Below are 12,363 nucleotides of genomic sequence, written 5' to 3'. Positions count from 1 at the left end.
GGATTTATACATGAAAAAACACTGGTCCAGATTTGCACTGATTCCCTTGCTCGCGGTGTCACTTACCGCACTCGCAGGTTGTGGGGGAAGCGATAAAGCAGCGAAGGAGAGCACATCCAGCGGTACAGACCCGATTACGTTTAGCTTCTTCGGAGCAGATACAAGCCCACAATGGAACGGAATGAAGGATGAAATAGGCAAGGAAATCACCAAGAAAACAGGTGTAACCTTGAATGCGGAATTTGATGTCAGCGGTGGAGGTGGAGATGACCGAATTGCTTTGATGGCAGCAAGTGGAGAATACCCGGACTTGGTTTCTCCTAAAGCGAATATTAATAAGCTTGTGGATGCGGGGGCCATGATTGATCTGACAGATCTGATCAACGATCACGCACCTAATCTCAAAAAGCTATATGGACCCTATATGGATCGTTTGAAATACAGTAATAAGGATCAATCCATCTATGTCCTTCCTACGTATGCAGGTGTGGGACAGGAAAGTTTTGACGCAACAGGGGGATTTGAAATTCAGCATAAGGTGCTCAAGGAGTTAGGTTATCCAAAGGTAAGAACGCTACAGGATTATGAAAACGTACTCAAAACCTATACTGCCAAGCATCCGACGATCAATGGCAAAAAAACAATCCCACTCACGCTGGATGCAGATGACTGGAGAATTATGATTACCGTAACGAATCCTGCCTTCCAGACGACTGGAGCGCCGGATGATGGTGAATATTTTATTGATCCCAAAACATTTGAAGCCAAACTTCATTACAAACGTCCAGAAGAAAAGGAATATTTTCGTTGGTTGAACCACATGTACAATGAAGGGCTGCTCGATAAAGATTCGTTTGTGCAAAAAAGTGATCAATACAAATCCAAAATTGCCAGCGGCCGTGTCCTCGGTCTGATTGACCAGGAGTGGGGGTATCAGGATGCTGAAAATGCATTAAAAGCGTCAGGTAAGGCTGATGCCAGCTACGCGCATTTTCCAGTTACACTTTCGGAGGAATACAAGGATCGTTCCTTTCAGGATATGGGCTTCGTGTCCGGTTATGGTGTAGGTATTACGGAAAATTGCAAGGACCCGGTGCGGGCTATAAAATTCCTTGATTATTTAGCTTCCGATGAAGGACAGGTGCTAGTGAACTGGGGGATCGAGGGCAAGCATTATGAGATCAAAGATGGCAAACGCATCATTCCGGCTGATGTGCTGGAGCAAAAAACGAACAATGCAACCAACTTCAGCAAATCCACGGGTATAGATTTGTACACGCTCATCAGCGGACACTATGGTGACGGCGTGAAGGACCCTACGGGTAACTACTATACTGCCAAATTCCCGGAGCAAATTATCGCGGCTTATTCGAAGCCGGAGAAAGAATCCCTTAAAGCATATGGCGTAAAAACGTGGAAAGATCTGTTCCCAGACAAGAAAGAATTTGATGTAAAGCCTTGGGGCGCAGCCTATAACCTGACAACAGACAATGAATCCAACTATAACGTTACATTCAAAAAAACGACCGACATTATCCGCAAACGTATACCCGAAGCTATTTTAGCACCAGCTTCCAATTTTGATACGGTATACGACAACATGATTAAAGAACTGGATGCCGCCGGAGCTGTCCAAATGGAACAGCAATACACGCAACTGGTGAAGGACAGAGTGGAGTTATGGAGCGGCAAGGCTTCTAAATAGCTGACTGCTTTTAACGAAATTTTGAATGCCGGAATGACAGAGCGCTTGTCCTTAAGGTCCATACGGGATTAGCGCTCTGTTTGATCTTGATGGGGGAGGGTTTGATGTGACGAAAGGCGAAAGGCCACAGTCCCTGCGTTTATGGTATCGCCAGCCTGCTGAGGTATGGGAGGAAGCATTGCCAGTCGGCAATGGAAGGCTGGGAGCTATGGTATTTGGCGGAATCAGAGAGGAGCATTTGCAATTAAACGAGGATACGCTCTGGTCCGGGTTTCCCAGAGATGGCGTTCAGTATGATGTATTGCGATATTTGCAGCCTGCCAGAAAGTTGATTGCAGATGGAAAATACAAGGAAGCGGAACAACTGATTAATACGAATATGCTAGGTCGCGATACGGAAGCCTATCAGCCTTTGGGAGATTTGTGGATTACGCAGGAGGGCCTAGGGGAAATTGCACATTATGAACGGAAACTGGATTTGCTGACCGGAACCGCAGCGGTCACTTTTCAGAGTGATGGAGTCCGCTATACCCGTGAAGTTATCGCCAGTGCGCCAGATGGAATCATCATGGTGTCACTGACTGCGAATAAGCTTGGGAAGATCCAAGCATCCGCGCGCATCACTTCCCCCCATCCTTGTGAAGACGAGGTTGGAGAGGATGTACATTTTGGTGATTCATCCAAATGGGATAGCGATAAAGAGGATGATCCATCCGAGGAGCCATCCGGGGACTTTATGACATTGACTGGACGAGCGCCCAGTCATGTGGAATCTAATTATCACGGTGATCATCCACAGTCTGTCGTTTATGAAAATGATTTGGGGATGGCTTTTGCAGTTCAGGCGAGGGTTATTCCCGAGGGAGGAACCTTGACGAAGGACACTGATGGTGCGCTGATCATCTCAGGCGCGGATAAAATCACGGTGTATTTGGCAGCAGCTACTGGATTTAGGGGATTTCACGCTATGCCGAATAGTGATGCAACGGAGTCAGCAGAAGCATGTCAAGTCATTTTAGACGGAGCAATTTCGCTGGGAACTGAGCAGGTGCGGCAACGCCATGAACAGGATCATCGAAAGCTGTTTGACCGCGTTGCATTAGAACTGGGAGGTGATACTCTAACCGACGAATTCGTTCTACCGACCGATCTGCGATTAGAACGTTATCAGAAAGGTCAGGCCGACCCGGGGCTGGAAGTGCTGTTATTTCAGTATGGCCGCTATTTGCTCATGGGTAGCTCGCGTCCGGGGAGTCAGCCTGCCAATCTTCAGGGCATCTGGAATGACCGGGTGCAGCCGCCGTGGAACAGTAATTATACAACCAATATTAATACTCAGATGAACTATTGGCCCGCAGAAGTATGCAATCTTGCCGAGTGCCATGAACCCTTGCTGCACATGATTGGAGAAGTGGCTCGTACGGGACGGAGGGTAGCCTCCATCCATTTTGGTGCTCAAGGGTGGACTGCTCATCACAATGTAGATGTGTGGAGATACGCCGGACCTTCAGGGGGCCATGCCAGCTGGGCATTTTGGCCGCTTGGAGGTGTATGGCTAACTGCTCACCTATGGGAGCGCTATCTGTTTACCTTGGATACAGCCTATTTGGCAGAACAAGCTTATCCGCTCATGAAGGGGGCGGCAGCCTTTTGCATGGACTGGCTCGTAGAAGGCCCGGAGGGTCAGCTTGTGACGTCCCCATCCACATCACCTGAAAATAAATTCAAAACGACGGATGGCGAGGATTGCAGTATATCTATGGGCTCTACCATGGATATGACGCTGATTCGAGAGCTGTTGGGGAACTGCATTCAAGCTGCGGATCTGCTGGAACTAGACGATGAGTTCCGCAACCGCTGCGAGGAGACACGAGACAGATTAATGTCCTATCAAATTGGTCGCCACGGTCAGCTACAGGAATGGTTTGTCGATTTTGAGGAAGCGGAGCCTGGGCATCGACATGTTTCGCATCTATATGGGTTATATCCTGGTCGACAAATTCACATCCGTGATACCCCGGAGCTAGCTGAGGCGGCTCGCATATCGTTGCGTCGACGGCTTGATCACGGTGGTGGGCATACCGGATGGAGCTGTGCCTGGTTGATTAATCTGTACGCTCGACTGGAAGATGGCGACGCCGCACATCGGTATGTTCGCACGTTGCTGTCGCGATCGACCTATCCTAATTTATTTGACGCTCACCCGCCTTTTCAGATCGACGGTAATTTTGGTGCGACGGCGGGGATCGCAGAAATGCTGCTACAAAGCCGTCCGGGAGAGCTGACGTTACTGCCTGCCCTGCCAACGGCATGGCCGGAGGGACGGGTCAGTGGATTGAAGGGACATGGCGGGATGACGGTCGGCATGGAATGGTCCGGTTCCCGGCTTGTCCGTGCAGAACTGGCCACATCCATCTCAGCAGGAAGCTGCACGATTCGCAGTGCACATCCATTTAGCGCAGATGCTCGTCAGGCTCTGCCTGATCCTGAGCACGGAGGATTTATTTTGTCATGGATTTTTACCAAAGAACAGGAAATAACGAACGGACATACGATTATAATTGAAGGAGAGGAATAGACAATATGACCATTTTTCAATTTCCGCAGGACTTTATGTGGGGCACCGCGACGGCAGCCTATCAAATCGAAGGAGCTTATGAGGAGGATGGGAGAGGCTTGTCGATCTGGGATACCTTTGCCCATACGCCTGGCAAAGTATTCAACGGTGATAACGGCAATGTAGCTTGTGACAGCTATCATCGCTACGAGGAAGATATCCGCCTAATGAAGGAGCTGGGCATTCGTACATACCGTTTTTCCGTGTCCTGGCCGCGTATATTTCCCAATGGTGACGGTGAAGTCAATCAAGAAGGATTGGACTATTATCATCGCGTAGTCGATTTGTTGAACGAAAACGGGATTGAACCGTTTTGTACACTGTACCATTGGGATCTGCCTCAGGCGCTTCAGGATGCTGGAGGATGGGAGAATCGTCACACGATTCAAGCATTTGTCCAGTATGCAGAAACGATGTTCCGCGAGTTCCACGGTAAAATACACCATTGGCTAACATTCAATGAACCGTGGTGTATCGCCTTTTTATCCAATATGCTGGGTGTTCATGCCCCAGGTCTGACAAATCTTCAGACAGCCATTGATGTAGGACATCATCTGCTAGTTGCACATGGTCTTTCTGTGCGCCGCTTCCGTGAGCTGGGCACCAGTGGCCAGATCGGTATCGCTCCCAATGTCTCATGGGCTGTCCCTTACAGTACATCTGAGGAAGATAAAGCTGCTTGTGCGCGCACCATTTCCCTGCACAGTGACTGGTTTCTTCAACCTATTTATCAAGGCTCGTATCCTCAGTTTTTGGTAGACTGGTTCGCGGAGCAGGGAGCTACCGTGCCTATTCAGGATGGCGATATGGATATTATTGGCGAGCCTATTGATATGATCGGTATTAATTACTATAGTATGTCGGTTAATCGCTTTAATCCTGAAGCCGGGTTTCTTCAATCTGAAGAAATCAATATGGGGCTACCTGTAACAGATATCGGCTGGCCAGTGGAGTCGCGTGGGCTGTACGAGGTACTGCATTATTTGCAAAAATACGGTAACCTCGATATTTATATCACAGAGAATGGGGCTTGTATCAACGATGATGTCGTGAATGGCAAGGTTCAGGATGACCGTCGCATTTCGTATATGCAGCAGCATTTGGTGCAGGTACACCGGGCGATTCATGACGGCCTTCATGTCAAAGGATATATGGCATGGTCACTTATGGACAATTTTGAGTGGGCAGAGGGATATAATATGAGATTTGGCATGATTCATGTCGATTTTCGCACACAGGTCCGCACCCCGAAGGAAAGTTACTATTGGTATCGAAATATAGTAAGTAATAACTGGTTGGAGACCAGACGTTAAACGAAGAGCAATTTTTTTAAAAAAATATAGCAAAGACGGATCTGTCTTCATTCCCTTTTGTTTGAATACTGGGTCTTCCGGGGTAATAATAGTCAGGATATGCAGAGGGTTGTTTCAGGTATGTAGAGACCAAAGGGAATAAAGAAGCAAGATGTGTGCATACTGACAAAAATACCGAACGAGGGCGTTAAAATTATTTTGGACCGAAGGGAGTGGAGGGGATGGCTGCAAATTTTAGAAAATCAGGATCAACTGACGGGCAGATGAGCCGTACGGTATCTGTTATCGCTTTGATCGCTTGTATTGCAGGTATTATCCTTATTTTGCTTGATATAGGAAATTTGACTGATCGAAATATATATTTAATGACAGGCATTGGCTGCGTTGTTGCCGGGATTTTTATTTTTCTCGTTGGGAAATCATTTGTCATTGCACGCAAGAAGGAAGACCAGGAAAACGGTCGCAGTTAATAAAATTAAAAATGATTTAAAGCAAATATATACTGAAAACAACAACGTGGGGCTTCGAGCAGTGTAGGATGATAACTGTAGGGAGTCCCGCTTTTTTCTTTAATATAACTTCTTTAAGATACACAAATAACGTTTTTAATATGTCATCTTTGAATTATAATATATTTTGAATTTGCAAGAGAAATTTTATTTTTAGAGATATTTTTCACAAAAATCGGACAAATAATCGACAATTCTGTTAACAATAAAAAAAGTGGCCGCTTTTCTGCTATCTTATATAGGGGCAACATTACAGGAGTTCGTTAAGTTTTGAGTAATTTATTATTTAAGGAGAGGGGAACAACATGAACAAAAAACCAAAAGCGATTATTGCGTTGGTTTTGACCGTGCTCACGGTAGCATTGCTCATTTGGACGTGTTTTTATGCTGGCGGAAAATACGTTGTTTTCGATCCGAAAGGACCCATTGGGCAAGCACAAAAAGAGCTGATCATTCTTACAACGGCATTGTCTGCGCTAATAATTGTACCGGTCATGATTTTGACTTTCTTCATCATTTGGCGGTATCGTGATACACCGACAAACAAGGTGAAGTACCAACCCCACTGGGATGACAGCAAAAAGCTGGAGACCACATGGTGGGCTATTCCAATTATCGTTATCTGTATTATTGCGGTTATTACTGCAAGATATACCTACTTGCTGGAGCCTTCCAAGCCGTTGGCAAGTACGCAAAAGCCAGTAACCATTCAAGTGACTTCACTGGACTGGAAATGGCTCTTTATGTACCCAGAGGAAGGTATAGCTACAGTTAACCAAGTTCACATTCCTAAAGGTGTTCCAGTCCGTTTTGAACTGACTGCTGACGCACCGATGAACTCGTTCTGGATTCCGCAATTGGGCGGACAAATCTACACCATGTCAGGCATGGCTATGAAACTGCATTTGCAGGCCGATCACGAAGGAACTTACTTTGGTTCGGGTGCAAACTTTAGCGGTGAGCATTTTGGACAAATGCGTTTTGATGTAGAGGTCCAGTCGGATGAAGAGTATAAAAACTGGGTCGCTGACATCAAGAAGCAGTCTAAGCCGCTGACGAAAGACGGCTATTTGGCGCTTGCAAAACCAGGTTTGTCCCAGCCTGATGAGTATTCTTCGATTCCAGATGGCTTGTTCAAAGAGATTGTCAACAAGTATGTAGTGGAAGGGGCTCCTAACCCCCATGCTGGACATGGCGGAGCTACATCCACAGAAGATTCAACCAAGTCCGGCACAGAAGATCATGCTGGAATGGACATGAGTCATATGAATATGAGCGGACACAATTAAATGATTATAAGGAAGGAGGCCCCCAATGCTTGACAAAATAAAAGAGTTTGCATCCACTTTCTTCGTTACTGGAGACCCAATGATCTATGGAGCGGACGTCTCCATCGCATTAGCGACGATCGGGATCGTGTTTGTGCTCACTTATTTCAAAAAATGGGGCTGGCTTTGGAAAAACTGGTTGACTACTGTTGACCATAAAAAAGTCGGTATTATGTATATTCTTGCGGCCATCTTGATGTTATTCCGCGGAGGCGTGGATGCATTATTGATGCGTGTTCAACTGGCTACACCGGATGTGACACTTCTGCATCCTGAGCATTACAATCAGATTTTCACAACTCACGGCACGATCATGATCCTGTTTATGGCGATGCCGTTGATGTTTGGTTTGTTTAATATCGCCGTACCCCTTCAAATTGGTGCGCGCGACGTTGCGTTTCCTTTCCTGAACGCATTGAGCTTTTGGCTTTTCTTTATGGGAGCGATGTTGTTCAACTTGTCCTTTGTTATCGGCGGTTCGCCAGATGCAGGGTGGTTGAGTTATCCACCGCTTTCAGAACTGCAATTTAGTCCAGGCGTCGGTCAGAACTTCTATATCTGGGGTATTCAGATTTCTGGTATAGGTTCATTGGCTACGGGGATCAACTTTATTGTGACCATTATTAAAATGCGTGCACCTGGTATGACTTGGATGAAAATGCCTGTCTTTACGTGGTCCGTATTTTCGTCATGTGTTATTATCATTTTCGCATTCCCCATTCTGACGGTTACTTTGGCATTGCTGTTCCTTGACCGCTTTGGAGGAGGGCACTTCTTTACGCTTGATTTCGGCGGTAACCCGATGATGTATATCAACTTGATCTGGATGTGGGGTCACCCTGAGGTATACATTGTAGTTTTGCCTGCCTTCGGTATTTATTCCGAGGTCATCAGTGTATTCTCCAAAAAGAAATTGTTTGGCTACAAATCCATGGTTTACGCTATGTTCATGATTGCGATCCTGTCCTTCTTCACCTGGGCGCATCACTTCTTCACGATGGGATCAGGCGCAGATGTTAATGCATTCTTTGCGATTTCGACGATGGTTATCGCTATACCGACAGGGGTTAAAGTATTTAACTGGCTGTTCACGATGTATCGGGGTAAGATTACATTCAAAACCCCTATGATGTGGTCAATTGCTTTTATTCCGAACTTCTTGATTGCTGGTTTAACGGGCGTCATGTTGTCTGTAGCGCCTGCTGACTTCCAGTTCCATAACAGTTACTTCTTGATCGCTCACTTTCACTCCGCTCTGATTGGTGGTGTAGTGTTCGGTTACTTGGCAGGTCTGTACTATTGGTGGCCTAAAATGTTCGGTTTCACATTGCCTGAAACGCCTGGTAAATGGGCTTTCTGGTTCTGGAACATCGGTTTCTATGTATGTTTTATTCCACAATATTCTCTCGGTCTGATGGGTATGACGCGTCGTCTGAGCACTTATGGCTGGGATACCGGCTGGCAGCCGCTTAACCTCGTTTCGACCGTTGGGGCATTCCTGATGGGGATTGGGTTCTTGTTCCAGGTTCTTCAAATTCTTCTGGGCATCAAGAATTACCGCAAGCTGAAGGATACAACAGGCGACCCTTGGGGTGGCCATACGTTGGAATGGTCGATTCCTTCACCTGCACCGGAATACAATTTTGCTACCATTCCACAAGTAGAAGAACGTGATGACTGGTGGGCAGAAAAAGATAAACGTGCAAAAGGTATTTTCAGAAAGCAACCGCCAATTGAAGCGATTCATATGCCGAAAAACTCGGCGATTCCATTCATTATGTCGGTATTCTTTTTCATTGCAGGTTTCGGGTTCGTATTCGGATGGTCGTTCTTCTATATTCCAGGGCTGATCGGTGTGGCAATTTGTATGATTTGCCGTTCGTTCTTCTCCTACGATGGCGACTACTATATCCCTGCGGATGAAGTAAAACGCACGGAAGCGGCAATAAGGGGGTCTGTATAATGGCACAAGCTGCAGCACATCACAGCCATGATCATGACCACGGGCATCACGATCCGCAAGAGCTGAAGATGCTTGGTTTTTGGATCTTCCTCGTAACGGACGTAATCCTGTTCAGTACCTTGTTCGCAACCTTCGTTGTCCTTCGGAATAACACGGCCGGAGGACCAGGTGGCGCAGAGCTGTTTAACATGACGGGCGTTATTATTGAAACGTTCCTCTTGCTCACGAGCAGCTTCACAAGTGGTCTGGCTGTGTTGGCTATGAACAAAGGAAGCATGAAGGGATTAATCAGCTGGTTAATCGTAACAGCGATCCTGGGTCTTGGTTTTATCGGTTTTGAAGTTTACGAGTTTGTTGAAATGGTACACGAAGGAGCCAATTTTGGAACCAGTGCGTTCTTGTCGGCATTCTTCACTCTAGTCGGAACGCACGGACTTCACGTTTCGTTAGGTCTGGTTTGGATGATTGGACTCATGTTCCAGTTGAAAAAACGCGGGCTTACACCAGAGACGAAGGGGAAAGTTTCGGCATTGAGCTTGTATTGGCACTTTTTGGACGCTGTCTGGATCTTCTTGCTGACAGTCGTCTATTTGATGGGGGTGATGTAGATGGCACAGCATCAATCAGGAGCGGGTTCGCATGGTCATGATGATTCTCACGGTTCAGTGAAATCCTATGTTATCGGGTTTATTCTGTCCATCGTACTGACCATCATTCCTCTCTTCGTGGTGATGAATCATATGTTGAGCCGCACTTCGACCATGGTTGTTATTTTAGCCGCGGCAGTGCTGCAATTTCTGGTTCAGCTTTTCTTCTTCATGCACATCCGTGAAAGCAATGGACCACGTTGGAATGTTATGACCTTGATTCTTGGTGTAGTGATCCTGTTGACCGTCGTTGGTGGTTCAGTATGGATTATGGAATACAACATGGTAGCACACTAAAAATCACACAAGTACAAACTAATTAGGAAAGAAGGAGCGGACTTAGAACCGCTTCTTCTTTTTTTGTGTTGCTTATTAAAATTAAAACTGTGGCTTCTTGAACTCAAGTTTACATATGTGTAAAATGGAATTGTATAACAGTAGAGTGAAAACGATAATACTAGTGGAGAGCGGAGGGAAAAGTAATGAACACAGAATTACTGTTTAAACCTTTTAAGGCAGGTAATTTAACTCTTCCCAATCGGATTGTTATGGCGCCAATGACACGAAATTTTTCTCCTCAAGGTATCCCAGGGCCTGACGTGGTGATGTATTATCGTCGGCGTGCAGAAAATGCGGTTGGTTTGATTATTACGGAGGGAACTGCTATTAATCATCCCGCAGCTGTAGAGCACACCAGCATTCCTAATTTTTATGGTGAGGGATTAAAGGGGTGGGCCAAGGTAGTCGAGGAGGTTCATGCGGTAGGTGGCAAGATTATACCGCAGCTCTGGCATGTGGGTACAGCTCGCCAAATAGGTGCGGATAACCAACCGAATCCCGAGGCATTGCCTGTCGGTCCGTCCGGTATTTCTCCTGCCGGTGAAAAGGTAGTTGAGCCGTTGACCGAGACCGAGATTGCTGATATTATCGCAGCCTATGCTCAGGCCGCTGCCGATGCCCAGCGAGTGGGTTTTGACGGTATTGAGCTCCATGGAGCACATGGCTATTTAATTGATCAGTTTTTCTGGGACAAAACGAATAAGCGTACCGATCAATATGGAGGCAATCTGGTCCAGCGTACTCGGTTTGCGGTGGAGGTCATTGAGGCTTGTCGTCGTGCAGTAGGGCCGGATTTCCCAATTATACTGCGATTCTCCCAGTGGAAGATGTACCACTATGAAGAAAAGCTGGCACAGACACCTCAGGAACTTGAACAGTTTCTCGCTCCATTAGTGAAGGCAGGAGTGGATGTATTCCATTGCTCAAGCCGCCGTTTTTGGGAACCGGAATTTGAAGGGTCCGATCTAAACCTGGCAGCTTGGACGAAAAAGGTAACAGGTAAGCCAGTTATTACTGTAGGCTCCATTGGCTTGGAGAAGGCGTTTTTGAGTGATTTTGAAAAAAATAATAATCGTCAAACCGAACAATCCAGTAGTGTAGAGGCAAGATTAGAACAACTCGTGGGGCAAGTAGAACGAGAGGAAGCTGATCTGGTTGCGGTTGGGCGTGCTTTGCTGGTTGATCCAGCGTTTGCGATGAAGTTACGTGATCAACAGATAGAAGAAATTATTCCTTACAGTGATGAAGTATTAAAGACGCTGAATTAAGCTTTATGTATGTAAAGCTATAGCGTCAGGCAAGCATTGAGACTTGGAAGTCTTCTGTTACAGGGCAAGCTGTAATATAAGCTATTCGTAAACTCTACGAATTTGCTATAATAGGAGCATCAAGTCGAAATACACGGGGTGAAAAGGATGAATTCTGAAACGGAAGCTTTGGATTGCGAGCCGGCTTGTCACGGTTCAGATCAGGAAATCGAGCGCATAAAATCTTCCCTTGTTGAGGATTCCATCGCATACAAAATGTCGGAGCTGTTTAAAGCTTTGGGTGACCCGACACGAATCAAGCTGATTTATGCCCTGGCACAAAAAGAACTGTGTGTTCATGATCTGACCCAGGTGCTCAATATGGGACAATCTGCGGTATCCCACCAGCTTCGTTATTTGCGCAACCTGCGTATTGTCAAACGACGCAAAGAAGGCAAAACGGTGTTTTATTCACTGGATGATAATCATGTGGAGCAGATCTTTTTGCAAACCCATCAACACATATCACATCAATAATCTTTTGGGATAAAACAACAGAGGGCGCCAAGCGATTGGCGCTCTTTTGGCGTTTGTCCGTTGAAGTCGATTTTTTTGTTAAAAAGGGCTAGATGTCATTGACTTTTGACCCTGATCCTGAATATAATGACCTTAATAAATAATATATGAACAGTTGC

General features: G+C 46.2%; 10 protein-coding genes. All 10 read left to right on the top strand.

The features are described 5' to 3' along the window. Positions 1 to 10: 10 nt before the first annotated feature. The 10 genes from NSS94_RS20860 (at position 11) to NSS94_RS20815 (ending at position 12,205) form a co-directional block, all read left to right on the top strand. Complete coding sequence (locus tag NSS94_RS20860; RefSeq protein ID WP_039273751.1) at positions 11 to 1,705, top strand: ABC transporter substrate-binding protein; 1,695 nt, start codon at positions 11 to 13, stop codon at positions 1,703 to 1,705. Positions 1,706 to 1,811: 106 nt separating this feature from the next. Then, entirely contained in the window at positions 1,812 to 4,283 is a 2,472-nt protein-coding gene (locus NSS94_RS20855) for a glycoside hydrolase family 95 protein (RefSeq protein WP_341040024.1), read from the top strand. A 5-nt stretch (positions 4,284 to 4,288) separates the two neighbouring features. Next, a complete protein-coding gene (locus NSS94_RS20850) occupies positions 4,289 to 5,635 on the top strand; it encodes a GH1 family beta-glucosidase (protein ID WP_029519234.1) in 1,347 nt (448 codons plus the stop codon). A 221-nt stretch (positions 5,636 to 5,856) separates the two neighbouring features. Continuing rightward, a complete protein-coding gene (locus NSS94_RS20845) occupies positions 5,857 to 6,105 on the top strand; it encodes a hypothetical protein (RefSeq protein WP_029519233.1) in 249 nt (82 codons plus the stop codon). Between the two features lie 344 nt (positions 6,106 to 6,449). Further along, positions 6,450 to 7,433 (top strand): ubiquinol oxidase subunit II, encoded by a 984-nt coding sequence (cyoA, locus tag NSS94_RS20840; protein WP_029519232.1) that lies wholly within the window; start codon positions 6,450 to 6,452, stop codon positions 7,431 to 7,433. 25 nt (positions 7,434 to 7,458) lie between these two features. Next, complete coding sequence (locus NSS94_RS20835; protein WP_025723659.1) at positions 7,459 to 9,435, top strand: cbb3-type cytochrome c oxidase subunit I; 1,977 nt, start codon at positions 7,459 to 7,461, stop codon at positions 9,433 to 9,435. Next, entirely contained in the window at positions 9,435 to 10,043 is a 609-nt protein-coding gene (cyoC, locus tag NSS94_RS20830) for a cytochrome o ubiquinol oxidase subunit III (RefSeq protein ID WP_013373104.1), read from the top strand. Before NSS94_RS20835 ends, cyoC begins: the two co-directional genes overlap by 1 nt. Next, on the top strand, positions 10,044 to 10,379 hold the full coding sequence (gene cyoD / locus NSS94_RS20825; RefSeq protein WP_029519230.1) for a cytochrome o ubiquinol oxidase subunit IV: 336 nt from the start codon (positions 10,044 to 10,046) through the stop codon (positions 10,377 to 10,379). A 185-nt stretch (positions 10,380 to 10,564) separates the two neighbouring features. Then, complete coding sequence (locus NSS94_RS20820) at positions 10,565 to 11,689, top strand: NADH:flavin oxidoreductase (RefSeq protein ID WP_341040023.1); 1,125 nt, start codon at positions 10,565 to 10,567, stop codon at positions 11,687 to 11,689. 147 nt (positions 11,690 to 11,836) lie between these two features. Continuing rightward, entirely contained in the window at positions 11,837 to 12,205 is a 369-nt protein-coding gene (locus NSS94_RS20815) for an ArsR/SmtB family transcription factor (protein WP_007432172.1), read from the top strand. Positions 12,206 to 12,363 lie beyond the last annotated feature (158 nt).

The organism is Paenibacillus sp. FSL L8-0644 (genome assembly GCF_038008165.1).
GTDB lineage: Bacteria > Bacillota > Bacilli > Paenibacillales > Paenibacillaceae > Paenibacillus > Paenibacillus polymyxa_D.
This window is presented reverse-complemented; position numbering and strand designations above follow the sequence as displayed.

Coding starts and splice junctions, on each gene's coding strand:
- NSS94_RS20835 (WP_025723659.1), top strand. CDS start 7,459: ATGCTTGACAAAATAAAAGAGTTTGCATCCACTTTCTTCGTTACTGGA.
- cyoC (WP_013373104.1), top strand. CDS start 9,435: ATGGCACAAGCTGCAGCACATCACAGCCATGATCATGACCACGGGCAT.
- NSS94_RS20850 (WP_029519234.1), top strand. CDS start 4,289: ATGACCATTTTTCAATTTCCGCAGGACTTTATGTGGGGCACCGCGACG.
- cyoA (WP_029519232.1), top strand. CDS start 6,450: ATGAACAAAAAACCAAAAGCGATTATTGCGTTGGTTTTGACCGTGCTC.
- NSS94_RS20860 (WP_039273751.1), top strand. CDS start 11: ATGAAAAAACACTGGTCCAGATTTGCACTGATTCCCTTGCTCGCGGTG.
- NSS94_RS20815 (WP_007432172.1), top strand. CDS start 11,837: ATGAATTCTGAAACGGAAGCTTTGGATTGCGAGCCGGCTTGTCACGGT.
- NSS94_RS20820 (WP_341040023.1), top strand. CDS start 10,565: ATGAACACAGAATTACTGTTTAAACCTTTTAAGGCAGGTAATTTAACT.
- NSS94_RS20845 (WP_029519233.1), top strand. CDS start 5,857: ATGGCTGCAAATTTTAGAAAATCAGGATCAACTGACGGGCAGATGAGC.
- cyoD (WP_029519230.1), top strand. CDS start 10,044: ATGGCACAGCATCAATCAGGAGCGGGTTCGCATGGTCATGATGATTCT.